General features: G+C 69.4%; 24 protein-coding genes. 13 read left to right on the top strand and 11 right to left on the bottom strand.

Going from position 1 to position 25469, the window contains the following annotated elements:
• Window positions 1-185: 185 nt before the first annotated feature.
• The 6 genes from SD37_RS23350 to SD37_RS23325 all read left to right on the top strand — a co-directional run bounded on the left by SD37_RS23350 (window position 186) and on the right by SD37_RS23325 (window position 4999).
• Window positions 186-740 (top strand): DUF2076 domain-containing protein, encoded by a 555-nt coding sequence (locus SD37_RS23350; protein WP_052675082.1) that lies wholly within the window; start codon window positions 186-188, stop codon window positions 738-740.
• A 140-nt stretch (window positions 741-880) separates the two neighbouring features.
• The gene (locus SD37_RS23345; RefSeq protein WP_044854900.1) at window positions 881-2035 is read left to right on the top strand and encodes an alpha/beta hydrolase; all 1155 of its coding nucleotides are present in this window, start codon (window positions 881-883) and stop codon (window positions 2033-2035) included.
• A gap of 72 nt (window positions 2036-2107) precedes the next feature.
• Entirely contained in the window at window positions 2108-2581 is a 474-nt protein-coding gene (locus SD37_RS23340; protein ID WP_065912941.1) for a hypothetical protein, read from the top strand.
• A 74-nt stretch (window positions 2582-2655) separates the two neighbouring features.
• A complete protein-coding gene (locus SD37_RS23335) occupies window positions 2656-3246 on the top strand; it encodes a TIGR00645 family protein (protein ID WP_083255059.1) in 591 nt (196 codons plus the stop codon).
• Window positions 3243-3893 carry a response regulator gene (locus SD37_RS23330; RefSeq protein ID WP_044854901.1) on the top strand — a complete coding sequence of 217 codons (651 nt, stop codon included), beginning with the start codon at window positions 3243-3245 and terminating at the stop codon, window positions 3891-3893. The genes SD37_RS23335 and SD37_RS23330 overlap by 4 nt, the downstream gene beginning before the upstream one ends.
• 2 nt (window positions 3894-3895) lie before the next feature.
• The gene (locus tag SD37_RS23325; RefSeq protein WP_044854902.1) at window positions 3896-4999 is read left to right on the top strand and encodes a sensor histidine kinase; all 1104 of its coding nucleotides are present in this window, start codon (window positions 3896-3898) and stop codon (window positions 4997-4999) included.
• Window positions 5000-5044: 45 nt separating this feature from the next.
• Here SD37_RS23325 and SD37_RS23320 read toward each other — a convergent pair whose 3' ends face one another.
• Complete coding sequence (locus tag SD37_RS23320) at window positions 5045-6799, bottom strand: ABC transporter ATP-binding protein (protein ID WP_044854903.1); 1755 nt, start codon at window positions 6797-6799, stop codon at window positions 5045-5047.
• A gap of 284 nt (window positions 6800-7083) precedes the next feature.
• Here SD37_RS23320 and SD37_RS23315 point away from each other — a divergent pair, with 284 nt between their 5' ends.
• Window positions 7084-8349 (top strand): cation:proton antiporter, encoded by a 1266-nt coding sequence (locus SD37_RS23315; RefSeq protein WP_044855056.1) that lies wholly within the window; start codon window positions 7084-7086, stop codon window positions 8347-8349.
• A 49-nt stretch (window positions 8350-8398) separates the two neighbouring features.
• Here the strand turns inward: SD37_RS23315 and SD37_RS23310 are convergent, their stop codons facing one another.
• Complete coding sequence (locus tag SD37_RS23310; RefSeq protein WP_052675084.1) at window positions 8399-9223, bottom strand: helix-turn-helix transcriptional regulator; 825 nt, start codon at window positions 9221-9223, stop codon at window positions 8399-8401.
• A gap of 50 nt (window positions 9224-9273) precedes the next feature.
• On the opposite strand from SD37_RS23310, the gene SD37_RS23305 reads away from it, so the two are divergent.
• Entirely contained in the window at window positions 9274-9828 is a 555-nt protein-coding gene (locus SD37_RS23305) for a YceI family protein (protein ID WP_044854904.1), read from the top strand.
• Between the two features lie 27 nt (window positions 9829-9855).
• Here SD37_RS23305 and SD37_RS23300 read toward each other — a convergent pair whose 3' ends face one another.
• Window positions 9856-11013: an RNA polymerase sigma factor gene (locus SD37_RS23300; RefSeq protein WP_044854905.1), complete on the bottom strand. Its 1158-nt coding sequence runs from the start codon at window positions 11011-11013 to the stop codon at window positions 9856-9858.
• Complete coding sequence (locus SD37_RS23295; RefSeq protein WP_044854906.1) at window positions 11010-11354, bottom strand: YciI family protein; 345 nt, start codon at window positions 11352-11354, stop codon at window positions 11010-11012. The genes SD37_RS23300 and SD37_RS23295 overlap by 4 nt, the downstream gene beginning before the upstream one ends.
• Before the next feature lie 269 nt (window positions 11355-11623).
• Here SD37_RS23295 and SD37_RS23290 point away from each other — a divergent pair, with 269 nt between their 5' ends.
• Together SD37_RS23290 and SD37_RS23285 are read left to right on the top strand one after the other, a co-directional pair.
• Window positions 11624-12709, top strand: coding sequence for a GNAT family N-acetyltransferase (locus tag SD37_RS23290; protein WP_145926709.1), 1086 nt, complete (start codon window positions 11624-11626; stop codon window positions 12707-12709).
• Window positions 12710-12960: 251 nt separating this feature from the next.
• Window positions 12961-14415, top strand: a complete 1455-nt coding sequence (locus SD37_RS23285) for a non-reducing end alpha-L-arabinofuranosidase family hydrolase (protein WP_044854908.1) — start codon at window positions 12961-12963, stop codon at window positions 14413-14415.
• A 77-nt stretch (window positions 14416-14492) separates the two neighbouring features.
• On the opposite strand, the gene SD37_RS23280 is transcribed toward SD37_RS23285, so the two are convergent.
• Window positions 14493-15284, bottom strand: a complete 792-nt coding sequence (locus SD37_RS23280) for a helix-turn-helix transcriptional regulator (protein WP_044854909.1) — start codon at window positions 15282-15284, stop codon at window positions 14493-14495.
• 108 nt (window positions 15285-15392) lie between these two features.
• On the opposite strand from SD37_RS23280, the gene SD37_RS23275 reads away from it, so the two are divergent.
• Complete coding sequence (locus SD37_RS23275; protein ID WP_044854910.1) at window positions 15393-16130, top strand: SDR family oxidoreductase; 738 nt, start codon at window positions 15393-15395, stop codon at window positions 16128-16130.
• 24 nt (window positions 16131-16154) lie between these two features.
• On the opposite strand, the gene SD37_RS23270 is transcribed toward SD37_RS23275, so the two are convergent.
• The 3 genes from SD37_RS23270 to SD37_RS23260 all read right to left on the bottom strand — a co-directional run bounded on the left by SD37_RS23270 (window position 16155) and on the right by SD37_RS23260 (window position 20004).
• Window positions 16155-17375 carry a vWA domain-containing protein gene (locus tag SD37_RS23270; protein WP_044854911.1) on the bottom strand — a complete coding sequence of 407 codons (1221 nt, stop codon included), beginning with the start codon at window positions 17373-17375 and terminating at the stop codon, window positions 16155-16157.
• A complete protein-coding gene (locus tag SD37_RS23265; RefSeq protein WP_044854912.1) occupies window positions 17372-18595 on the bottom strand; it encodes an AAA family ATPase in 1224 nt (407 codons plus the stop codon). The genes SD37_RS23270 and SD37_RS23265 overlap by 4 nt, the downstream gene beginning before the upstream one ends.
• Window positions 18596-18663: 68 nt before the next feature.
• Complete coding sequence (locus tag SD37_RS23260) at window positions 18664-20004, bottom strand: hypothetical protein (protein WP_044855058.1); 1341 nt, start codon at window positions 20002-20004, stop codon at window positions 18664-18666.
• 135 nt (window positions 20005-20139) lie between these two features.
• Here SD37_RS23260 and SD37_RS23255 point away from each other — a divergent pair, with 135 nt between their 5' ends.
• Window positions 20140-21030 (top strand): SAM-dependent methyltransferase, encoded by an 891-nt coding sequence (locus SD37_RS23255; protein WP_236725091.1) that lies wholly within the window; start codon window positions 20140-20142, stop codon window positions 21028-21030.
• Window positions 21031-21179: 149 nt separating this feature from the next.
• On the opposite strand, the gene SD37_RS23250 is transcribed toward SD37_RS23255, so the two are convergent.
• Both SD37_RS23250 and SD37_RS23245 read right to left on the bottom strand, forming a co-directional pair.
• Window positions 21180-21758 (bottom strand): hypothetical protein, encoded by a 579-nt coding sequence (locus SD37_RS23250; RefSeq protein WP_236725090.1) that lies wholly within the window; start codon window positions 21756-21758, stop codon window positions 21180-21182.
• A gap of 188 nt (window positions 21759-21946) precedes the next feature.
• On the bottom strand, window positions 21947-23047 hold the full coding sequence (locus SD37_RS23245; protein ID WP_044854914.1) for a winged helix DNA-binding domain-containing protein: 1101 nt from the start codon (window positions 23045-23047) through the stop codon (window positions 21947-21949).
• 166 nt (window positions 23048-23213) lie between these two features.
• On the opposite strand from SD37_RS23245, the gene SD37_RS23240 reads away from it, so the two are divergent.
• Window positions 23214-23894 (top strand): hypothetical protein, encoded by a 681-nt coding sequence (locus SD37_RS23240; RefSeq protein WP_044854915.1) that lies wholly within the window; start codon window positions 23214-23216, stop codon window positions 23892-23894.
• A gap of 140 nt (window positions 23895-24034) precedes the next feature.
• Here SD37_RS23240 and SD37_RS23235 read toward each other — a convergent pair whose 3' ends face one another.
• A complete protein-coding gene (locus tag SD37_RS23235; protein WP_052675085.1) occupies window positions 24035-25360 on the bottom strand; it encodes a hypothetical protein in 1326 nt (441 codons plus the stop codon).
• Between the last annotated feature and the right edge of the window lie 109 nt (window positions 25361-25469).

Genomic DNA, 25469 nt, shown 5'->3' with positions numbered 1-25469 from the left:
CGCGCTCTGCTGTCCACAAAGGACAAGTAGGCCGTCCATGCCCCGGCTCGGACGTGCCGGTGGGTGAGCGGCGGGCGGCCGACCGGTTGGTCGCGGGCAGCCACCTGGCGGGCGTTTCCGGCCGGGTCACCGATACCGGACGCCCCCGGCTTCGCACAGTATTGAGGCAGAGGAAGGGAGATCCCATGGAATACGAAGACCGGCAGCTCATTCTCGGCCTCGCCGACCGACTTCGCCAGGCCCGGCCGGTGCACAAGGACCCGGAGGTCGCCGACCTGATCGCCAGGCAGATCGCCGGTCAGCCGGACGCGCTGTACCTCTTGGTGGGCGCCGTCCTCATGCAGGAGGACGCCCTGCGTAACGCGAAGACACGCATCGCCGAACTGGAGCGTTCCGCGCCTTACCAGGACCCGTATGGGAATCACCGTGACCCGTATGGGGCGCAGCGGGACCCGTATGGCCAGGCTCCGGCGCAGAGCGGCGGCGGATTCTTCTCGGGCATGTTCGGCCGTGGCCGTGACACCGGGCCGGCCGCCGGGGAAGCCCCGCAAGGCCGCCCCGGCGGAGGCGGGTTCCTCAAGACGGCCGCCGCGGCCGCGGCCGGTGTCGCCGGTGGCGGTCTGCTGCTCGGCGGGCTCACCGGAGCCTTCAGCGGACACGAGGCCTCCGCAGGCGAGCAACAGCACCACGGCGGACAGGACGACGGGATGGACCACGGCGGCGGCGACGATCAGTGGTGACCCCCGAAGAACTACCGATGGCTGCTGTCGTCGTCCCCGCGTAGCGGCAGTCGTCGGTACAACCGGCGGCGGCTCGTTCCCCGTGTACCCCAGAGCCGCCGCCGGGCCCCACCTGACGGCCATCGACCGAAGGAGCTGCCTTGGGTGTTTCCGTACCCGCGGTCCCTCGCGAGGTCGTCGAACACGCACAGACGACCGGCGCACTCGAATCCCCTTGGATTTGCGGGACTTTCGGGTCGCTGGCCGTCGTGGCCGCGATGCTCGCGGTCCGGTTCCGCGGCCGGGCCGGGGCACGCCGAAGCGCCATCGCGGTCATGCTGTGCTGTGTCCTGCTCGGCGCGGTCACCGCCACCAACAGCTACATCGGCTATGTCCGGACGCCACGAGACCTCGCGCTCATGCTCCAGCGTGGCGGTGGACCGCTGCGCGCGCTCGGCGAGATGATCGACGACGGATCCGCCGACTCGCGACCCCGCAGGGCCGGCTTCGTCACTCCCGACGGTGTCCACGCGCCGATCCTCGAGCGTCTCGCCGTTCCCGATCCCGCCAACGCCGTGCCGCGGGGGCGGACGTTCGTGTTGCTTCCGCCGGGGTACCACGACCGCGCCAACGACAACCGGCGCTATCCGGTCACCTACCTCGTGCACGGCTTCCCCGCCGCTCCGGAAGACTGGCTCGGCGCCGGTGACGCGCCTGGGACCCTGCGCATGGCCTATCTGCACCAGGCGATCGCTCCGATGATCGTCGTGTCCGTCGATCTGACCGCGGGGGAGCCCGGCCGGGACCTCGACGGTCTCGACATCCCTGGTGGTCCCCGGCTGGAAACCTACCTGGCGCAAACGGTCGTCACCACGATCGACCGGTATTACCGGACCGTCTCCGATCGCACCCACCGGGCACTGGGCGGCATGTCGGGTGGCGCCTTCGCCGCGTTGAACATCGGCTTGCACCACACCGACAAGTTCGCCGCGCTGCTGCTCAGCATGCCGTACGACGCCACCGACAACGGCGCGTTGTCCGGTGCCGACCCGGCACTCGTCGCCGCCAACACGCCACGGACCTACCTGCCCACCATGCCGTTCCCGTACCCGGTCGCCGCCATCCTCACCGCCGGAACCGGCGCCCCGGCGGATGTCACCACCGCGAACCGCATCGCCGACGCCCTCCACGCCCGCGGGCAAGGCGCCGTCGTCCACTTGCAGCGCGGCTACGACCACACGTGGCATACGGCCCGTGGCGCCCTCCCTTACCTGCTCGCCTTCGCCGACCAGGTGTTCAAAAACGGGCCCAGGTAGGCCCCGACGATCGCCTTGGTGGTGCAAGAACGCCCACCCGTCGCCGGTGTGGCCTTACCTTGGAGTGTTCTCGTGAATATTCTGCTCGTTTTGATCGTGCTGTCCGGTGTCGCCTTCTTGTGCGGACTGCTCTACCTGCGGTTCCAGGACATCGCCCGGAAGCGTGAGCTGGATGACGCCCTGTCCGACGCGAGACGCTGGGTGGAACGCCTCGCCGGACAGGTCGCGCATCTGATCGGCACCAACGCGCCCGCGAAGCAGGCGTTGGCCGATGCTTCCGAGCGGTTCACCCTTGCCTGCTCTCGGCTGGACCTGGCGAAGACCGTCGAGCAAGCGGGGCTGGCGAAACAGACGGCGCTGGAGGGGCTTCACCACATTCGCGCGGCACGGGTGGCGATGAAGCTCAATCCGGGACCCGCGTTGCCGGAGGAAGCCGAACGGTCGCGAGCCGACGGCGAGGTGGCAGATCGTCCGTTACCGCAGGGCTGGTACAGCCGGCCCTGGCGGAAGTCCGCTTCGGACAGTGTCGGACCGGAGCGGCCGTAGTTCATCCGCGGCCGTCGTCTGTTCGATTTCGCGCCGGTGCAGGTACCCATTCAGTCACTACGGAACGAAAGTCCATGAACGCGGAAAAGAATCTTCCCACCACCGCGCCCAGACTCGGGGCGTTGATCTTCCTGAGCCGCTGGCTGCAGGCACCGCTCTACATCGGCCTCATCGTGGCGCAAGGCGCCTACGTCTGGCAGTTCATGCTCGAACTGTGGCATCTGATCAGCAAGATCGGGTCCTTGAACGAATCCGAGATCATGCTCATCGTGCTCGGCCTGGTCGACGTCGTGATGATCGCCAACCTGCTCATCATGGTGATCATCGGCGGCTACGAGACGTTCGTGTCCCGCATCCGCTTGGAGGATCACCCGGACCAGCCCGAATGGCTGTCGCACGTCAACGCCAACGTGCTCAAGGTGAAACTGGCCATGGCCATCATCGGCATCTCGTCGATCCACCTTTTGCGGACCTTCATCCAGGCGCAGTCGCTGTACGCGACCACACCGCACGCCGGCCAGATCATCCTGTGGCAGACGGTGATCCACCTCGCCTTCATCATCTCGGCGGTGGCCCTCGCCTGGATAGACAAGGCCGGCAGGCCCGGCAAGGCTCCGGTGACGGCGGCGCCGGGCAGACGGAGTCCACAAAGGAGCGTGGCGTGATCCGGGTGGTCGTCGTCGACGACGAGGAACTGGTGCGGACCGGGTTCCGCCTCATCCTTCAGGCGGCCGGGGACATCGAAGTCGTCGCGACCCCGACCGGGGCACAGGGCGTTCGCGAAGTGAGCCTGTACAAGCCCGACGTCGTGCTACTGGACATCCGGATGCCGGACGTGGACGGGCTCACCGTGCTCCGCCGGCTTCGTGGCCTCAAGAATCCTCCCGTCGTGGCCATGCTCACGACGTTCGACTCGGACGAGTACATCGCGATGGCGCTGCGGTCGGGCGCGGCGGGCTTCATCGTCAAGGACACCGGACCCGAACAGCTCGCCGAGACGGTCCGCGCCCTGGTCGTCGGTGGCGTGGTGCTCTCGCCCAAGGTCACCCGTACCATCGTCGACGGCCACCTGGGTTCCGACGCGAGTTCGGCGGCGGAGCAGCTCGACCTGCTCAGTGAACGTGAGCGCGCGGTCCTCGTGCTGATCGCCGACGGGATGTCCAACACCGACATCGGGATCCACCTGAACCTCAGCGTCGGCACGGTGAAGGACCACGTCAGCGCGATCTTGACCAAGCTGCGGGTGGGCAGCCGGGTGCAGGCGGCGCTGGTGGCCCAGCGCGCCGGTCTGCTCGCGGACGGGGAGCGGTGAGCATGACGGAGAGACTTCGCACCACCCTTCTCGACGCCGTGCTGATCGTGGCCGCCGTGGTCGAGGGAGCGTTGACAGCGATCAGTGAGGAGTCGTCGACCGCTCTCGCCCTGTACGTGATCGCGATGCTCGGGGTCCTGGTGCGCGAGCGTTGGCCGCTGACGTCCTTCGTGGTGACTCTGCCCGCTGTGGTGTTCTCCGGCGCGATCGTCGCGGCGATAGTCACGCTGTACACCGTGGCAGGCCGCTACCGGAGCTGGTGGCTGCTCGCGGGTTGCTGGCTGGTCACCGCGGGAAGCGTCGCCTTCCCGTTGCTCGACGTCGCTCCGCAGTTTTGGCGAACCGAGATGCTGGTCGGGGTCATCTACTTCACCATGACCGCGGGAGCGCCGATCCTTCTCGGCCGGTTCCTGCACAGCCGGCGTGAGCTGGCCCTGCGGCTGGACGAAGTCAAACAGGCCAGGGAGCACGAGCGGCGGCTGGACGCCCAGGCGGTCCTGGCCAAGGAACGCAACCAGCTGGCCCGCGAGATGCATGACGTCGTCTCGCATCAGGTGAGCCTCATCGCGGTGCAGGCGGGCGCGATGAAGGTCAGCACCACGGACCCCGCGGTCAAGGCGGGGGCGGAGAATGTCCGGCAACTGTCGGTGAACACGCTCGACGAGCTGCGGCACATGGTGAACCTGCTGCGCGCCTCCGGTACACCGGCGACCGAGCTCACCCCTCAGCCCACGTTGACCGACCTCCGCCGGCTCATCGACAACAGCGCGCTCGATGCCCGCCTCGTCGGGGACGCCCCCGAAGACCTCGAGCCGCCGGTGCAGCGCGCCATCTACCGCACCATCCAGGAAGCGCTGACCAACGTGCGCAAGCACGCGCCCGGCGCCGGCGTCACCATCGACATCACCCGGGACGACACGGACCTGACCGTCACGGTCACCAACACCCGGCCCACCCGGCCGACACTCGCCCTGCCCAGCGCCCGCCACGGGCTCGTCGGTTTGCAGGAACGGGCCGCGCTGCTGGGCGGAAGGCTGTATACCGGTTCGATGCCCGACGGTGGCTTTCAGCTCAGGCTGCGGCTCCCGCTCACGGCCCATGGCTGACGCGGCCCCGGCCTCCCCGCCCTTGGCGGGGAACCGTACGTGTGCTCAGTCGTCGCGTTCGCCGGTGAGCAGCTGTGTCGCGGCGAAGTCGGCGTACAGCAGATCGTTCGCGAGCAGCTCGTCGTGTGTGCCGGTCGCCCGGACGATTCCGTTGTCCAGCACCACGATCCGGTCAGCCTGTGTGACCGTCGACAGCCGGTGCGCCACCACGATGACGGTCATCGTCTTCGCCACCGTCGTGACCACGTCCCGGATCGCCATCTCGTTCGCCGCGTCCAGTTGTGACGTGATCTCGTCGAGCAGCAGGAGACGAGGCCGCCGGATCAGTGCGCGGGCGAGCGCGACCCGTTGCCGTTCACCGCCGGACAGGAAGTTGCCGCGGTGCCCGACAGCGGTGTCCAGCCCGTCGGGAAGGCGGTCGACGAGCGTGTCCAGCCGGGTCCGCGCCACCGCGTCGCGGATCTCCTCCTCGGTGGCGTCCGGCCTGCCGTAGACGAGGTTGTCCCGCAACGTCCCGGAGAGCAGTGGGGCGTCCTGCTCGACGTATCCGATATCCGCGCGCAGGCTCGCCAGATCCCAGTCGGCCAGGTCGCGGCCGTCCAGCAGGATCCGGCCGGAGTCCGGCTCGTGGAACCTCTCGACCAGCCCGAAGAGGGTGGATTTGCCCGCACCGGAGGGACCGACGAACGCCGTCATGCCCACTGCCGGGATGTCGACGCTCACGCCACACAGGACCTCCGGCCGGTCCGGACCGTACCGGAACCGCACGTCGGAGAAGGTGAGGCCTTCTTCTCGCCGCCCGGCCGTGTCCGGCTCGGCGCCGGCGGGACCGGTCCGCTCGGCGGGCAGCGTCTCGATCTCGGACAGGCGGCGAATCGCGGCCAGCCCGATCTGCAGCCTGCTGCCCGCGTGGAGCAGCTGCCCGATCGGTTCGTGCAAATAGAACAGGAACAGCAGGAAAGCCACCAAAGAGGACAGTGACATGGCACCGGTCGCGACCCGTGCGCCACCGATGCCGAGCACGGCGAGGAAGGAGGCCTGGACCGCGAGGGTGTTCGCACCGTGCACCAGCGACTCCCACCGCGCCGAACGGACACCGGCACGCCACGCGTCCTCGGCGCCGCGTTCGATCGCGGCGATCTCCCTGGTTTCGGCCCCGGCGGCCTTGACGGTGCGGAAGGCGCCGAGCACACGCTCCAGCCGCGCACCGGTCTCGCCGACGGCGCTCTGAGCGGCGTGGGAAGCCTTTTCGATCATCGGCATTCCGGCGGCGGCGAGCAGGCCGACGATCAGGAGGACGGCCAGGGTGATGCCCAGCAGGGCAAGGTCCATGAAGCCCATCATCACGACCATCACGATGGTCGTCACCGTGCCGGTGACCAGTGCGACGAACGCGTGAGTGCACACCTCGCGCAGCAACGTCGTGTCGCCGGTGAACCGGGACAGCAGGTCGCCGGGCTCCGCGCGTTGCACGGCGGGCACCCGCAACGAGATCAGCCGTCGGGCCAGCCGTTTCCTGGCGACGAGCACGACCGACTCGCCTGCCCGTTCGAGCAGGTAGTCGCCGACCACCGAGATCGCGGCACCGGCCAGTGCGAGCCCGACCAGCAATGCCAGCAGACCGGTGATCCCGTCACTCGAGCCCAGCCGGTCCACCAGCGCTTTCGCCGCCAGAGGCTGGGCCGCGGCAGCGAGGCCGCCGAGCAGGACGAGGGCTCCTCCGAAGAGGACAGTGCGTCGCTGTGGCTTGACGTAACCCACGAGCATTCGCCAGGCTGAGCGGTCGATCGGGGTACGCACGGTGAAACAACTCCGTTTTCTCTGGTCACTTGGCTGAAAGAACACGCCGTCCGGGCATGCGGGGGCGCAATCGCGGGCCGTCTCTTCGATCTTCCGGCGCGCGGAGGTCGTCGCGACACCCGTGAGCCGGTCGGACCGTCCAGCCGGGTGGCGGGACCGTTCCCGCCGACCGGCGGGGGCATCGGCGACCGTGACCACTGTGGACGAAGCCGGGGAGTCCACAATGGTCAAAGGTGCCGGGTAAGCTTCCCGCCGACATCGCAAACGATCCGAAGCACGGTCACATGAACTCGCTACTGCTCATGATCGCGGTCGCCATCGCGATCCGTTCGTTCTTGGCGTCACGGCTGGACCGGTGGAACCTCGGCGCACCGGTCGTCATGGTCGCCGCGGGCGTCGTGATCGGCCTCGTCAACGAGAGTTCCATCGCTATCGCGCTCAACACCGAAGCCATGCTGTACGTGGCGGAGATCGTCCTCGCCGTGCTGCTGTTCGTGGACGCCACCGAGGTGCGCGGCGGGCGGCTGTGGGGCAGCTCACCCGGTCTGGTGGCCAGGGTGCTGCTCATCGCGATGCCGGTCAGCCTCGTAGCGGCGATGCTGCTCGGCTGGCTGCTGTTCCCGGGCCTGCCGTGGCCGGTGCTGCTGCTGCTCGCCGGGGTGGTCGTGCCCATCGACTTCGCCCCCGCCGAACGGGTCGTGCGCGATCGCGGTCTGTCCGCCCGGGTGCGCAGTGTGCTCAACGTGGAGAGCGGCTACAACGACGGGATCGTTTCACCCCTGTTCCTTTTCGCGTTGATCCTGGCAGGAGACCGGACCCAGCAGCGGACACCACTGGACGCGCTGGGGACCGTGCTGCCCTTCGCGCTCAAAGCCCTGGCGGTCGGAGTGCTGTTCGGCGCGCTTCTGGCGGTGCTGTTGACCGCGGCCCACCGCGCGCACTGGCTCACGGAACAGTCCGGGCGCGTCGCTGTGCTGCTGGTGCCACTGCTGACCTACACCGCCACCGTCGCCATCGACGGCAACGGGTTCGTCGCGTCCTTCGTCTGCGGTGTCACGTTCCGTTACGTCCACCGGCTGGCCAAGGCCAGGCAGATCCATCGTTCTCCGGCAGGGCGTGACCTTGTGCGCGCCGGCGCGTTGGACGAGGACTTCCGCCTGCTCGAAGACTTCACCTCACTGTTGACCATGACGCTGTGGTTCGTCGTGGGCGTCAGCGCGGTTCTGGCGTTCTCCGCCGGGCTCTCGTGGCAGGTCGCACTGTTCTGCTTCGCGGCGATCACCGTGGTCCGCATCATCCCTGTCCACCTCTCGCTCGCCGGATCGGTGCTGACCCACCGCGAACGCCTGCAGGTCGGGATACTCGGCCCACGCGGCACCACGTCGGTCGTCTTCGGGCTCCTCGCCTTCAATCGTCTTCCCGAGGGGCCCGTCGCCGACACCATCCTGCTCATCACCGTCACCCTGGTCCTGGGCAGCGTGGTGCTGCACGGCATCGGCGCCGGCCCTACCGTGAAGTGGCTGACGCCCGCGAAGTCGGGTCGTCGCTGAAGATCCGCGCGATCGAACACCCGGCTAGGTGACGCCTTGTCCGGGTTGGCTACCCCAGCGCGGCGCGGGTCGCTTCGTCGGCCGGGACCAGGATCCGCAGTCGCAGTTCCGGATGGCCCGCGGGAACGCTCTGCAGCTGATGCAACGCCAGGGGACCCAGCCGGGCGTGCGGGATCGTCTTGCGGGTGGGCTCGTAGGCGCGTACGTCGTGTTCGGTCCACCAGTCGCGGAAGGCCGGGCTGGTCGCGGACAGTTCGGTCACCAGGTCCACAAAGGACTCATCGCCGGGGCGGCGGGCGTACTCCGCGCGGAAGTCCGCCAGATTGGCCCGCGCCGTCTCGTGCCAGCCGGGCGTTTCGGACCATTCCGTGCCGAACAGCCACCACAGGAGGTTGCGGCGGCCGGGCGGCGCGGCCACCAGATCGTGCAGGACGAGGGCGGCGGCGGGGTTGTACGCCAGGATGTCCAGGCGCGGCCCCAGGAGATACGCCGGATGCGGACGCAGCGCGTCGACGATCTCCGCCAGCTCTCTCGGTGCTTCGCGCGGGTAGCCGCCCCCGTCCACCGGGCGGGAGACGCCGGAGAGGTGGAAAAGGTGGGCGTGCTCGGCCTGGTCCAGCCGCAGCGTCCGGGCGAGCGCGTCCAGCACCTGCGGCGAAGGCGTGACATCGCGGCCCTGCTCCAGCCAGGTGTACCAGGACACGCCGACCCCGGCGTCCAGCGCGACCTCCTCGCGCCGCAGCCCGGGGGTCCGGCGGCGGCGCCCGTCGTCGGCGAGGCCCAGATCGGCCGGGCGGAGCGCGGCGCGGCGGGTGCGCAGGAAGTCGGCCAGCTCGCGGCGGCGGGCGGCCGAGGGTGGTGGTGCCACACCCACGATAAGCGCTCCTCTCCACTTTTCCGCCGGCCCGCGCCAGCCTGGGCAGCATGACACAGCAGCCCGTGATTCCCGGCTACGTCGCCGGTACCTGGACCATCGACCCCGGCCACTCCGAGGTCTCGTTCACCGTCCGCCACCTCATGATGACCCGCGTCCGCGGCCGGTTCGGCCGCTTCTCCGGACAGCTCGTCACCGCGGAGAACCCACTCGACTCCCGGGTGAGCGCGGACATCGACATGGCTTCGATCGACACGAACAACGCGGCCCGCGACGCGGACCTGAGTTCGGGCAACTTCTTCGACGTCGGGACCTTCCCGGTGATGACCTACGAGTCGACGTCCCTGGAACCCGACGGCGACGCCTTCCTGCTGCGCGGAGATCTCACCTGCCACGGGGCCACCGCGGAAGTACCGCTGCGGCTGACCGTCAACGGCTTCGGCACCGGCCGGTTCGGCGACCGGCGCGCCGCGTTCACCGCCACCGGCGAACTCAGTCGCAAGGCCTTCGGCATCAGCCTCGACCTGCCCCTCGACGGCGGCGGCGTGGTGATCGGCGACCGGATCGAGATCACACTGGAGATCCAGGCGGTACTCGGTCAGTAGCGCTGGTGGACGAGGCGGGTTCCTTGCTCACAGCGCGGCGAGCCGGTGCCGGAGAAAGCGGCGTTCGGGTTCGGCGTGCGCGAGTGCGAGGGCTTTCCGGTATGCGGTGCGCGCTTCCTCGATGCGACCGACTCGCCGAAGCAGCTCGCCACGGGTCGAATGGAAGTACTGATAGGTGGTCAGATCCAGTCGTTCCACGATCGTCAACGCCGCTTCCGGCGAACCGGACTGGGCGATGGCCACCGCACGATTGAGTTCGACGACCGGTGACCGGGTCAGGCCGCTGAGTTCGCCGTAGAGCGCGACGATCTGGGGCCAGTCGACGGGCTGCCCGGTTTGCAGCGCGGCGATGGCCGCCTGGACGAGGTACGGACCCCGTTGCCTGCCGGTGAGCGTCCTGTCCACGATGGAGCGGCCTTCGGCGATCTGCCCGGAGTTCCACAGCGTCCGGTCCTGGTCTTCGAGCAGGACCAGCTCACCGTCCACCACCCGGGCGGCGCGGCGGGCGTCGTGACACAACATGAGCGCGAGGAGCCCGAACGTCTCGGGTTCGTCGGGCATGAGGCCGGTGAGCACCCTGGCCAGCCGGATCGCCTCGTCGGCGAGGTCGGCACGGCCCCCGTAGCCCTCGTTGAAGATCAGGTAGATCACCTTGAGCACGGCGGCGAGGCGTTCGGGCAGGAGGTGGTCGGGCGGGACGCGGAACGGGATGCCCGCGGTTTTGATCTTCGACCTGGCGCGGGTGAGGCGGCGTTTCATGGTTTCGGCAGGCAGGAGGAAGCACCGGGCGATCTCGTCGGTCGCGAGTCCGCCCAGGGTCCGCAAGGTGAGGGCCACCTGGGCTTCGACGGCCAGTGCCGGGTGGCAACAGGTGAAGATGAGTTTCAGGCGATCGTCGGGGATGGTGTCATCGGCCACGGTGTGCTCCTGCACTTCTGGTGTCGCGATGAGCGGGAGCTTGGCCGCCAGCGTCTTCTCGCGCCGAAGCCGGTCGATCGCCCGGTTGCGAGCGGCGATGGTCAGCCAGGCTCCCGGGTTGAGCGGCGTGCCGTCCCGTGGCCACCGCTCGGCAGCGAGCGCGAAGGCATCCTGGGCGGCTTCCTCGGCGAGATCGAAATCGCCGAGGAAGCCGACCAGTGAAGCGAGGACGCGTCCCCACTGATCCCGGAAGACCTCTTCGATCACGGTCGGTACGTGACCACGGGCCGGACCTCGACGGCGCCGCCCATCCGCGCCGCCGGCACCCGGGACGCGATCTCGATCGCCGCGTCGAGGTCGTCCGCTTCCAGCATGTAGTACCCGCCGAAGGCTTCCTTGGCGTCGGCGAACGGCCCGTCGGTCACCAGCGTCTCACCGCCGGCCACCCGCACGGTCGAGGTCACGTCCACCGGTCCGAGCCGGGCACCGCCGACGACGCGGCGGTCGTCGCGGATGGCCAGGTACTCGGCGGTGATCGCCTTCTGCTCGTCGTCGCTGAGGCCGTCGTAGGCGTGCGGCGCTTCGTGGATGATCAAGGCGTACTGCACGGTCTTTCCTCTCGTTGTCCGGCAAGCTGTCGTTCTCACGACGAACGAGAACGGCCGTAGGGGACAGTTGGCCGGATCACATTCTCGCGCGTGGGGTTCCCGCGGCCCGCTCGCACTGCGTGAGAGCGGGCCGCGAGTGGCTGGGCCATTCGTGATCACCACCCACTCGCTGTGGTGATTCTCGGCGTGAGACGCGCGCACCACGTCCTTTTCATGATCGACTTTGCCGCGCGGCGACCGGCGCCGACGTCGAACGAGAGGGCTTTCCGTTGCGAGTACAGGTATTGCGGAATCAGGACGCGCTGAATTTCCTGGACACGGCCTGGCCGGATCTCTACCGGCACGATCCCGCGGCGACGCCGTTCCAAGCACCGGCCTGGCTCTCCGGGTGGGCGGCCGGATTGCCCGCCGAGGTCACCCCCGTCGTGCTCGTGGCGGCGCGAGGAGCCGGACCGGTCGCCGCGCTCGCGCTCACCCACCGGAGACCCGGCGACGGCCCCCGGGACCTGCGGCCGTTGTCCGCGCCCCACGCCGAATACCTTCGTGTCACCGGTCCCGAAGCAGAACATCCGGCGGTCACGACAGCGCTGGAGGCCGGACTGAACGCCATCGCCGGCGACACCGGCCACATCGCCGTCACCGATCTGCCCGCCACTACCGGGCTGGGGCGGCACCTGACCTCGAGTCCCTCCTGGAACCACACCACGACCGCGTGCGCCACGGTGGCACTGCCACTGGGCTGGGCGGAGATGTCCCGCGCCACCCGCAAGACCCACAAACGCAGGCAGCGCGCCTTGGACGACCTGGCCGCCCAAGGCCACCAGGTGGTCTACCACCGTTCCCGGACCGCCGACGAACTCACCACCGCCTACCAGGCACTCGTACATCTCCACCGTCTGCAACGGGTGGACGACGCGAGACCCGGCGCCGAGTTCGCCCTCGGCGGCGGCACCTGGCGAACCGTACTCGACCACTGTGGCCCCGAGATCGCCTTCATCGCCACCCAGTGCATCGACGAGACCCCGATAGCCGCGCAACTGTGCCTGACCCGCGGGGCGCGCGCCTACTCGCTGCTGACCGCCCGCCACCCCGGCTACAACGACGTGTCTCCAGGTCACGCCTTGCTGCGCCGGCTCATCCAAGACCTCACCGACGCCGGCTACACCGCACTCGACCTCGGCCGTACCCTCGACACCCCTGGTCAATCCGGCTACAAGTCCCAGTACCTCGCGCACTGGACCCATACCCTCACCGCCACCCGTGCCGCGGCCATCCACTCCGCCGCGTCCATCCCGGCCCAGCGCGCGCACGGCGGCGTCACCGCGGCCGAACCGGCCGTCACCACGCCGAGCTGAAAGAGCTGTCCGGTGCGTGTTCCCCTCGGCGATTCTTTGTAACTTTCACGAACCTGGCTGTCCTTTGTGGACTCCGGAGGCGGCCTTGAAGTGGCAAGACCGCCCGGCGCGACGTCTGGACCCCGGCGCATCCGAGTACGTGGATTGACAACTCTTCTCCCGGAAGCCCACGCTGATACACCGCGAATGTTAACGATAACACTCGTTTTCCTCAGGGCAGTGGACCTGAAACTGGCTGGGAGAAGGTCATCATGAAAAGAGCAAGCGTCAGCCGTAGAAGCCGACCCCGGATCGCCGCGCTCGCCGCCGCGGCGACGGTGTCGGCGGCAGTCGTGGCAGGGGTGACGCTGGGGACAGACGCGGCCTTGGCCGACGTCACCGGCGCGCTGCACAGTGTCGGTTCGGGCCGGTGCCTGGACGTACCGAACGCCAATCAGGCCGACGGTACCTCCGTGCAGATCTACGACTGCTCGGGCGGGGCGGGCCAGCAGTGGACGTCGACGGCGAGCGGCCAGCTGACGGTGTTCGGCGGAAAGTGCCTGGACGTGCCCGGAAGCGCGACCACCGCCGGAACCCGGGTGCAGATCTGGACCTGTCACGGTGGGGCCAACCAGCAGTGGCGGGTCAACGCCGACGGCACGGTGGTCGGGGTGCAGTCCGGGCTCTGCCTGGACGTCGCCGGCGCGAGTACGGCCAACGGCACCGCGGTCCAGATCTGGACGTGTCACGGTGGCGCCAACCAGAAGTGGACGGGCCTGTCGACCACGCCCCCGTCGACCACGACCACCACCGGAGGCAACGGCTGCACCCTTCCGTCGACGTACCGCTGGTCGTCGTCCGGTGTGCTGGCGACGCCGAAGAACGGATGGGTCTCGCTCAAGGACTTCACCAGCGTCGTCCACAACGGCAAGCACCTCGTCTACGGCTCGAACGTCGCGGGATCGTCGTACGGCTCGATGGCCTTCACGCCCTTCACGAACTGGTCCGACATGGCCTCGGCGGGCCAGAACGGGATGAACCAGGCCGCCGTGGCGCCCACGCTGTTCTACTTCGCGCCGAAGAACATCTGGGTGCTGGCGTACCAGTGGGGTGCGTGGCCGTTCATCTACCGCACGTCGAGCGACCCCACCAACCCCAACGGCTGGTCCGCGCCGCAGCCGCTCTTCACGGGCAGCATCTCCGGCTCCGGCACCGGCCCGATCGACCAGACCCTGATCGCCGACGGTTCGAACATGTACCTGTTCTTCGCCGGTGACAACGGCAAGATCTACCGGGCGAGCATGCCGATCGGGAACTTCCCGAGCAGCTTCGGCTCGTCGTACACGACGATCATGAGCGACACGCAGGCCAACCTGTTCGAGGCCGTCCAGGTCTACAAGGTCCAGGGCCAGAACCAGTACCTGATGATCGTCGAGGCGATGGGCGCGAACGGACGCTTCTTCCGCTCGTTCACGGCCAACAGCCTCAACGGTTCGTGGACCCCGCAGGCCGCCAGCGAAAGCAACCCCTTCGCGGGCAAGGCCAACAGCGGCGCCACCTGGACCAACGACATCAGCCACGGTGACCTGGTCCGCAGCAACCCTGATCAGACCATGACCATCGACCCCTGCAACCTGCAGCTCCTCTACCAGGGCAAGGCCCCCAACGCCGGCGGTCCCTACGACCAGCTGCCGTGGCGGCCGGGTCTCCTGACACTGCGGCGCTAGCCGGCACCTGCTCGCAGCGGTGTTCTGGTCCCGCGTGAAGGCCCCCTTCCCTCGGCTCAGCCGAGGGAAGGGGGCCTTCACGCGCAGCCGCCGGAATAGACCACCAGGGTCCGCTCGGGCTGTTCGGCGAGGTGGAAGGCGGTGTACGCGAATTCGGTGACGCCGCGCCCCGGCGGCCTGAGTCGTTTTCGTCCGCCGCGCCTCGCCTGGATGTCGTAGTGCGGCCACCAGGCACGGACCTCCGCGCTGGACTCGTGCAGTTCGTCGACGAGACGCGTGTACCGCGGCTGGGCCGGGTGCCTCGCGGCGAGCGTGTGCAGGCGGGCGAGCAGGCCGCGCGCCTCGGGTTCCCAGTCGACCAGCACGTGCCGGGCCACCGGTTCGGTGAACACCCAGCGGGCGAAGTTCGGTCGCCGTTCCGCGGCCGTGGTGAGATTCGGGAAAAGGGCCACGGCTGCTTTGTTGAAACTGAGGACGTCGTAGTTCCCGTCGATGATGTACGCCGGATGTGGCTGCAGCAGCAGTGGCACGGCCGCGTCTTCGGCACTCAGCGGTTCCGGGGTGTCCGCCTTCGCCGGTGGCGCGTGACCGGCGAGGCGGAACAGATGATCGTGTTCCTGCCGGTCGAGCCGCAGTGTCGTGGCCAGCGCAGTGAGCACCTGGTCGGAGACCCGGATGTCGCGGCCCTGTTCCAGATACGTGTACCAAGTGGCGCTGATCCCGGCCAGGAGCGCGAGTTCCTCCCGGCGCAGCCCCGGTGTCCGGCGGCGGCCGGTGTCGGGCAGGCCGACCTCGGTGGGCGTGACCCGCTCCCGGCGGCTCCGCAGGAACAAGCTCAGTTCACGACGCCGGTCCGCTGGCTCGATCATGGAAGGTGGTACCCCTGGTTCCAGAATAAATGGACATCTGGGTACCAGTATCAACCCTCCGCAAACTCGTTCCCGACAGCGGAAGTCACAGAGAAGAGGACGGAACTCATGTCGGGAATCGACGGCAAGGTCGTGGCGATCACCGGTGCCGGAAGCGGTATCGGTGAGGCGACCGCGTTGCTGCTCGCCGAACGCGGTGCGCGGCTGGTACTCGGAGCGCGTCGTTCGGATCGCCTCGCCGACCTGGCGGCACGGATCCGGCAGGCCGGCGGCGTCGCCGTGTACGCGGGCACGGACGTCACCCGGAGGGAGGACCTGCAAGCGCTGATCGATCTGGCCGTCGAACGGTTCGGCAGACTCGACGTGCTGGTCGGCAACGCCGGCGCCGGACCGATCTCGCCCTTGGACGATCTGCGCGTCGACGAATGGGACCGGATGGTCGACGTCAACATCAAAGGCGTGCTGCACGGGATCGCGGCCGCGCTGCCGGTCTTCCGGGCGCAGGGCACCGGCCACTTCGTGACCACGGCTTCGACCGCGGCGTTCCGGGTCGTCCCGGCGATGGCGGTCTACGCCGGTACGAAGTTCGCCGTCCGGGCCATCTGCGAAGGCCTGCGCCAGGAAGCCGGTGACTCGCTGAGGGTGACCACCGTTTCGCCTGGTCCTGTCGACACCGCCTTCGCCGAGGCGTCGACCAACGACCAGGTCCGGAGGCAGATCACCGAGACCAGGGACCGGATCGCGATCCCCGCGGTCGCCGTCGCCAACGCCATCGCGTTCGCCATCGACCAGCCCGCCGACGTCGACGTGAGCGAGATCGTCATCCGGCCGACCGCCCAGTCCTGAGCAAGCCGGCCTTCCGCCGAGAGGTCAGCCCAGGGTGATCACCCTCGCCCAAGCGGGTGGCGTTTCCGGCTCGTAGTCGGGATTGTTCTCGTCTGAAGCCCGTTGCCGGGGGAACAGGCCGATGACCGTCCGGGCGGGCGGTCTCGCCTCGGGCCACGGGGTCTGACCGTCGGTGAGGGCGACGATGACGTCGGGGCGGGGGCCGGTGCGGAGCGCCTTGCCGAAGCCGGTGCGCAGGTCCGTGCCGCCACCGCCCACCAAAGGAATCCCTTCGGCGCGGCACAGCTGATGTGTGGCGTGGGCCGCGGCATCGCACGAAAGCACCGAGACGAGATCGCGACGGCCACCCACCGCCCGGACGATCGCGGCGATCTCGACGATCGCGGCCCCCAGCTCGGGGTCGCTCACCGACCCGGACGTATCGACGATCACGCACACGCGAGGCGGGCGGCGACGCAGGCTCGGCATGACGACGCCGGGTAGCCCGGCCGACCGTCGTGAGGGCCGGCCGTAGCTGTAGTCCTCACCCACACCCGGGCCGGAAACCGCCGAACGGACCGCCGCGCCCAGCAGTTCCCGCCACGGCTGTGGCGGCTGAAAGGCCTCCTCCGCCCAGCGCTGCCAGCCTTTCGGGACGTTCCCCGGATGGCTGTTGACGCCTTGGGCGACCCGGAATCGGACGGCGTCTCGTTCCTGCGCGCTGAGCCCATGCGCTCCGTCGGCACCCAGATCCCACTCGCGCTCCAGTCCGTCGGCGCCGCTGCCGCAGTCCAGCCAGGCGAAGCCGGCGGTGTACGGCCCGAGCCGGAACTGGTGCAGGTAGTCCTCCATCAGCTGCCCCTCGGGCAACCTGAGCAGTGCCGGTTCGACGACGCCCTCGGGCCGTGGCAGCCCGTCGCCGAACACGTCGTCGTTGATTTCGCAGTCCGCGGCGATGTTCATACGTAATCGCTCGGCAGGCCCGGTCAGCTCGTGCTTCGCGGCGAACCGGTCGCTGCGCCCGTGATGGTCGCGCAGCAGATGGGAAACCTCGTGCACCCAGACTCCCGCCAGTTCCTCGACCGGCGTGCGATCCACGAACGACGGAGAAACGTAGCACCGCCAGTGGCGGTCCACCGCCATCGTCGGCACCCGCCGTGATTCCACGGTGTGCAGTGCGAACAGGGCCGTCGCCAAATAGGGGCGGTTCCGCACGGCGTGCAGCCGGGCGGCGAAGAGCTTCTCCTCGTCCAGACCGGGCGTCATCGGGGTGCGCCCTCGCCTGCCGCGGCCTGGTCCGCGCGCCGCGCCAACGACACGGCCCCGGAGAGCCGTTCGATCACCGCCGGCACCTGCCAGTCGTCGCGGCGCAACGCGGCGAGCGTGGCCGCCGGCACGACCACCAGATCCGGGGCACCGGCCTCCACGGCCAGTGCCAGCAGCGACCACGCCGCGTCCCAGCGGGACCGTTCCGGCCTCTTGCGCACCGCCTCCACGACCCCGTCGAGCACCGTCTGGCGCAGGTCGCCGCGATCGGGCAGGCTCGCGGAGCCGGGGTCCGCGAGCAGTATCTCGGGGTCGGGCAGGTCCATCCGGTCCATGGCGGCCAGCAGTTCCAGCCCCGGCCCGTCTCCGACCGTGCCCCGCACCAGCATCGACAGCACGTCCCGGGAGGCGTCTGCCGCGCTGGCGAAGGCGGTCAGCCGCAGGGCCATTTCCCAGCTGCGTGGTGAGGGCCACGGACCGCCGCGGCGTGTTTCGTTCTTCGGCAACTGATGGACGAGTCCCGGCCGGACGGCCAGCAGTCCGCAGACCGCCCGCCGGGCGAACGTCACGGCGTCGGACAGCCGCCCGGGATCCAGCCGCGGCAGCGTCGCCTTCGGCCAGATCCCGCCCAGTCCCCGCACCACGACGTCGTGGTCGTGGGTCCAGCGCAGATGGACGAACCGGTTGGCCAGCGGCGGGCTCAGCTCCCAGCCGTCGGCCGCGGAGGAGCGCGGATTGGCGGCGGCCACGATCCGGACACCCGGCGGAAGCCGCAGGGCACCGACCCGTCGCTCGAGCACGACGCGCAGCAGCGCGGCCTGGACGGCGGGCGGCGCGGTGGACAGCTCGTCCAGGAACAGGAGTCCCCGGCCTGCCCGCACCAGGCGCACGGCCCAGTCCGGCGGGGCCATCGGCACCCCCTGCTCCGCGGGATCGTCGCCCACCACCGGCAGACCGGAGAAGTCGGACGGCTCGTGCACACTCGCGATCACCGTGGTCAGCGGTAGTTCGAGGGCTTCCGCGAGCTGGTTCAGCGCCGCGGTCTTGCCGATACCCGGTTCGCCCCACAGCAGCACCGGCAAATCGGCGGACACGGCCAGCGTCAGGGCTTCCAGCTGCGTGTCCGCACGCGGCTCGGTGGTCGTGTCGTGCAGCAGGGCGAGCAGATCGGCGGCGACGTCGAGCGGCCGGAGGTGCGCCGCTTCGGAGGAAATTCCCATGACAGTAGACAGTTTTAATCACCTTGGGGTCGAATCGGGGCCGTGCGTCGGCCAGGAATGGGGGAGGGTCAGCGAAGAGCCGCGTGACGCGGGCGGCTGCGGAGAACGCGCCCACGGGTGTCCCGTGTGGACGGAGGTGGGCCGAATCCGGCCAGCCCGGTGCGATACAGCCCATGGGCCACCCGGCGGCGCGCCGCCGTCTCCAGCTCATCGCGCAACGCGCCGCCGCGCAGAAGTACGTCGGGGCCGAGCAGACCTTCGACGGTGGCGAGGGCGCCGGCGGTGTCACCGTGGTCCAGCCGGGCGCGAACGTCGGCCAGGCATTCCGGATGCCGGTGTACCGCGTCGATCGCCCGCAGGCACGGCAGTTCGGTGCCGCCCAGCGCGCCGAGCAGTTCCTCACGGCGGATCTCGCCGGGTTCGTGGTCCAGCGGAACGAGAACCCCGTTCACCACAGCGATGCGGTGCGTGGCACCCCGGCACTCGACGAGGCGCGGGCTCCCTGGATCGTCCGGACCCCGTGCCGCGCCGACCGGGCGATCAGGCCGAAGTGCCGACGCGACAAGGGGATGCAGCCGATCGGCGGAGAGCAAGCCGCTGTGCAGTAATTCCAGATCGGGCAAGACCCAGGTCGCGGCGTGGGGCAGGACCGGCACCTCACGGGTGCCGCCCACGACCACCTCATACGGCGCGCTCAGGTTCAGTGTCAGCCGATGCCGGGCGGTGAGCCGGACAGTGACGACATCGCCTCCGCGTCCCTCGGCGCTCAGTAGCAGCGCCGCCTCCGCCATCCACCGGTCCACGGCGCAGGCGCTGACCCCGGCAGGGATCCGGTCGCTTGCGAGGCTGCCGTGAGAAGGCCAGCGACCGGCCCGCTCTCGCAGTTCACCGGCCCTGCGCACGTCCCAGAGGTGACGATGGAGGTCGAGGCGGAATCGGCGATCGGGGCGGGGATGCGGATGGAGACCCGCTCCGGCTCCACGCCGGGACGGCATCCACAGCGCCAGGCTGATCCGCTGACCGGCATCCGCCCACGCCGGTGGTGTCCGCGCCACCAGGTGGATCGCGCCGCCGCTGTCGGCCGTCGAACGGTACCGGGCCAGGGAAACCGTGAGCCCGGGTCTCAGCAGGCCGTCCGGAGCGATTCTCGGAAAATGCCAGCGAAGCAGGTCCGGGGCCAGATGACGAAGATCGGCGCGGATCTTTGCCGCCAACTCGGTGCCGTGGGCGCGACCCACGGCCCGGAGGTTCAGATCCACGTCGACACGCGCCGCTGCGCAGGCGCCCGCCCAATCACCCACCTTCCGGCGGGCTGTCGCTGACCCGATCATCGACGGCGGCACGGCGAACTCGCGCACGCGCGCCCAGAAAAGGAGGCGGAAATCCTCATTCGCGGTCAAAGGGTGCATCAGCACTCACCTTGGGCGAAGAGAACCTCCGATCGGCTTGAGTAGGTGATCATCGCGCCAAGCGTAGCAGTACCGGCACGATCCAAGTAACCGAAAGAGAGGACAACGCATGACTTCCAGGCAGGATGGAGACTCGTGGGATCTGGCGTCCGGTGTCGGCGCGACCGCCACCCTGGCCGCGGTGGCGCGGGCGATGGCGGCGCGCACGATCGTCCGCTCATCGACGACCCGTTCGCCGAACCGCTTGTCCGGGCGGTCGGCGTGGACATCCTCCCCCGGCTCGCGACCGGGGAAGCCGAACCCGGCGATCTGGTCGCGCAGATGGTGATCGACGGAGCCAAGGCACGGACCAAGTTCTACGACGAGTTCTTCGTCGAGGCGACGAACGCGGGCATCACGCAGGCCACGATTCTGGCCTCGGGACTGGATTCCCGCGCGTACCGGCTGCCCTGGCCGGCCGGGACCGTGGTGTACGAGGTCGACCAGCCACAGGTCGTCGAATTCAGGACCCGCACACTGGCCGGGCTGGGGGCCGTGCCCACCGCCGACCGGAGGGTGGCCGCGGTCGATCTGCGCGACGACTGGCCCGGCGCCCTCCGCGCCGTCGGATTCGACCCTGCCCAGCCGACCGCGTGGAGCGCCGAAGGCCTGCTGGGCTACCTGCCGCCCGAGGCACAGGATCGCTTGCTGGACACCATCACCGACCTCAGCGCGCGGGGAAGCCGAGTGGCCACCGAAAGCAGGCCCAATCCTCGGCCTGGCGACGACGACAAGGTGAAGGACGGCCTGAACCGCATCTCCGAACGCTGGCGTGCGCACGGTTTCGATCTCGACCACGCGAGCCTGCGCTATTTCGGCGAGCGCAACGAAGCGGCTCCTTATCTGACCGATCGCGGCTGGACGCTGAACACCATCACCATCCTGGACCTGTTCGCCGCCAACGATCTCTTGCCGATCAAGGATGACGTCCTGCGCCCGGGCGGCGTGCTCTACGTCAGCGGCGTCCTCGACGAGACCACGAAATAGCGGTTCACCGGGCCGGTCCGTCCAGCCATGTCACCGGACTGGACGGAAAGCCACGCGAAAACCGATGTCCACCACGGAAAGGGCTCGACCGCGCCGAATCGCTGAGCGGTCGGCCTCGTGGTGTCGTTCGCGTTGGCCGCGTGCGTTCCTCACACCGTGACGCCCGGACTCCACCCACTGGCGGACACCACGAGAGTGATCGGACGGCGAACCTCGTCGGTCTCGTCCGAGGTTCGCCGTCGCGAGACGATGTCCCGCTGCTCGTCCGTCAACCGCCCGCCGGTGGCGATGCAGGCTCGCACGATGGACCGCACCTCGGGGTCCGCCGAGTCCGGCCGCACATCCCGCTCCCACAGTTTGAGCGCGTGCAGCGCGGCGCGGCGCGACACGTCCGGGGTGGAGGCATACCAGTGCCCACCCATCCCGCTCGGTGGTGGCTCACCGGGGGAGGGCGCACGCCGGCCGCGTCGCTTCTGCCTCAGGCGCGCGTCGATGTACGAATCGAGCTCCTCGCGCCACACCGCGCGGCTGGCCTCCAACGCCTCGATCGCCCGCAGCAGAGCCGATTCGTGGTGCTGATACGGCCCGGCCAGCTCACTGAGGAAGCTCAACGTCGCCAGGTGGCCGATCGGGTGATACATGCCCACGCACGAACACAACGCCGCGACCCGCCGACCATGCGCCAGCCGCCCATCACGCACCCTGCGTGCCCGCTCGGTGAACCCCATCGGCAGACAGTACCGGCCACAGTGTCCCTCTGGTGTCGTTTCGCTGGGGCTGCCGCCCGCCCGATCCGGCGTCTCCCGGACCCGGCTGTCCGGGGTTCCTACCGGGCTGCGGCGACAACTGACGGGATCCCTGTCAGTGCCAGCGGCGCTCCAGGTCTCGGTGAACTCGGCGAACGGTGGGTCCGCGATCAGGAGGCCGCGACGATCAGCGCCTGATCGCCTTCACCGTCGGTGAGGAACGACGAAAGTGCTTGTCCCTCTTCGGTGACCGCGGTCTCCTCGGCTCGGGAAAACCGGCGCAGTGGCGTGACGATCACGGCCCCGGCGTCGACGTTCCAGGTCGCGGAGACGCGTCCGTCGACCAGGACGACGCGGGCGCCAGCGACCGACAGGCCGCGGTGTTCGTCGTCGATGATCCGGCCGCGGTCGTGGTAGCCGAGGATCGCGTTGTCGAACGCCGGCAGGAATCGCACCGGTGCGGGGGTTTCGGGGTCGGGCCGCGGTGCGTCCGGCAGGTCCAGCAGTTCCCTGCCGCGTTCGTCGCGGAAGCCGATCAAGTGGTCGCGCAGGGCGGCCACCGCGGACGGCAGTCCGGCGAGCCCGCTCCAAGCGCGGAGATCGGCCGTGGCAGCGGGGCCGAACGCCGCCAGATAGCGCAGGACGAGCGCTTGGCCGACCGGATCGGTGCCGTCGTCCGGTGAGGGCGGGTCGATTTCGCGGCCGAGCCACGAGGAGAGCAGCCGATAGCGGGCTCCGGCCTTGGTGCGCCACAGGCCGCGCGGCGGAAGCTGCGTCACCGGGAGGAGACCGGCGATGAGCAGTTCGCCCAGGGGGCGCGGTCCCGCTGACGGCCAGCGTTCGGCGAGCGTCCTCGCGAGTTCGGTCATCGTGCGGGGTTCGTCGTCGGCCAGCACCGCCCTGCCCGCCGCGGCGAGCTCGTCGAGGTCGATACCGTCGAGTTCACGGCGGTAGGTCCCGAGTACTCGCTGGCGCAACATGGCGTCGTGACGTGAACGCCAAGCCAGAATGTCCTCGGCGGTGACGAGGTGGACGGTGCGCCGCATGAGGTGCGTCCGCACCACGCGTCGCCCGGTCACCAGATCCGAGAGTGCCGCCGGCCGGAAACCGCTCAGCCGGGACCAAAGCCCGACGAACGGTTCCTGTGGTTCCTGCGCTTGCAGGCCGCACAGGTGCGTGACGGCGTCGAGTGCCGTCAGGTCGGCGCGACCGAGCAACAGCTGCCGGGCCAGCGTCGCGCGGTTGAGTGCCCGGGAGTCGAGAACGGTCATCGTGGCCCGGCGTGATCGGTTCGCATGGGAGCACTGTCGCAGGAGAAGCGGTCAGGAACTGTCCTCGTTTCCGTGGGACACACATCCGGGGGAACCGGGTCGTCCTCGACGGCGTCTGAGTGACACTCAATGTGACGGTGTCACATCACCTGACGGAGGGCATCACATGTCAACTCGGTTCTTGCCCGTACTCGCCGCGGGGCTCGCTCTGCTGGTCACCGCGTGTTCCGGCGGCGGTGGGGGAACGGCGGCGACCACCGGCGACCCGCCGTCCGACGCGTCGGCGACGGCCGAGTCCGGCCCGAAGTACACGCAGTTCGCCGACTTCCCCGGCCAGGCCGTCGTCACCACGGAACCGGGTTTGGACCTGGCGATACAGGTGAAGGCCATCGACGTCGTCTGGACGCCCGAACTGGCCGGCGTCTCGGCGAAGGCGGGAAAGCACTACGTCGCGGTGTATGTGGCCGTGACCGGAGAGCTCGCCGATCGTGGCGTGCAGCGGGCCAAGATCAGGTATCTGCAGCTTCGTCGTAACAACACGGCCGGGGAGAAGTGCGACCCGTACGAGCCGGACAAAGTCCCCCAGTACTGCTTCACCGAGGCCTATCCCGCCAGCGACCTCAAGGTCAAAGTCGTGGACAAGACCTGGCGTGAAGCCAGCTGGTCGGCGGACTCCCTGATGGGCAGGAACCTCGATCGGGGCGAGACCGCGATCGGCGTGGTGGGATTCAGTCTGGAGGACGGCGCGAACACCGACGGTCTCCAACTCTGCGGGCCGACCAAGGAGATCGAGGTCGACGTCGATCGTTTCCCGTGCGTCCCGATCCCGAAGCCGGAACGCGTGTGAAGACGGCCACCGGCCGTTCGGCCCAGGCGCTCGAGTGAGTGCTCGGCTGCGTGTGTCATGAGGGGTCCCCATAGGACACTTTTCGTCCTATGGGGACCCCCTATGACACACCGCTGCCGTTGTTTTTCCTGGCCTATCCGTCAGCAGGTGCAGACGCCGCCGTTGTTGATACCGGCGACACCGTTGCCGCCCGCGAGACCGCTGGCGCCGGACGGCGTGGAGATGGTGTCCGCGCCGTCGTTGATGGTTCCGGAGTTCCCGAGACCACCGGCGCCCGCGGCGCCGCCGAGTCCACCGGGACCACCGGGGCCGTTGCAACCGGTACCGCCGTTGCCGCCGCCGGCGCCGTTACCGCCCTTGCCGCCGGTGGCGGTGATGGTGTCGATGCCGGTGCCGCCGGTGAGCGTGCCGGAATTCCCGATCCCGCCTGCGCCACCCGCGCCGCCGACACCGCCGGCTCCGCCTGGCTGGACAGCGGCGGAACCGTTGCCGCCCTTACCACCTGCACCACCGTTGCCGCCGAGCCCGCCATTGGCCTTGAGCGTGTCGACTCCGGCACCACCGCTGATGGTCCCGGCGTTCCCGACGCCTCCGGCGCCACCCGCGCCACCGACCCCGCCGGCTCCGCCGCCGTGGCCGCATCCACCGACGCCCCCGGCCGCGCCGGTACCACCGGCACCGCCGTTGGCGGTGACACTGTCGAGCCCGGAATCGACGAGATCTCCGGTGAAGGTTCCGGAGTTCCCGGCGCCACCGGCCGCACCCGCACCACCGATACCCCCGGCGCCCGCGCCACCGGCGACGAGGCCGCTGTTGGCGCCGACCCCACCGAGACCGCCGTTGCCGCCCCTACCCGCGGTGAAGACGGCGGTGTCGTTGCCCGGGCCACCGGTGACGTTTCCGGCGTTGCCGGCACCGCCGATCCCGCCGACGCCACCGTTACCACCGGCGCCGCCGGCTCCGCTGGCGAATCCGGCCCCGCCCTTGCCGCCGTTGCCTCCGTTGCCGCCGGCACCGCCGGTGACGGTGATGCTGTCCGTGCCGGCACCGCCGTCGATGACACCGGTGGTCCCCACGCCGGCCCCGCCGACGCTTCCGGCCCCACCGTTTCCGCCCGCGTTGCCGGCGGGAGTGCCCGCGTTACCATCGGCTCCCGCGGGACCGTTGGTGCCCGTGGTACCGGCGACACCGGTGACCCTGATCGTGTCGTTGCCGGCCAGGCCGTTCACCGTGCCGTTCACGGCACCGCCGGTAATGGTGATGATGTTGTCCCCAGCGGTGCCGTTCAGTACCTGACCGGCGGGAATCCCTGCGGTGCAGGTGAAATTGGCGCCGCTCTGGGTACAGCCCGGCGGAAGAGCCCACGCCTGCGCGGGCACCAGAAGTGCGAATCCCGTCGCGGTACCCAAACCGATCAGGGCCCGGCCGACCCGGCCTGCCGTGCTGATACGTGCTGTCGATCTCATGATCAACCTTCCACCTGAGTGAGGGCCCGGGCTGATGCCACGGACCTGCGAGGTGGTGTGATGACCGAGAGTCTGGGGCCATTGCCCGGTGCCGCCTATCTGAAGGCAC

This window comes from Amycolatopsis orientalis, assembly GCF_000943515.2.
Taxonomy (GTDB): Bacteria; Actinomycetota; Actinomycetes; order Mycobacteriales; family Pseudonocardiaceae; genus Amycolatopsis; species Amycolatopsis orientalis.
This window is presented reverse-complemented; position numbering and strand designations above follow the sequence as displayed.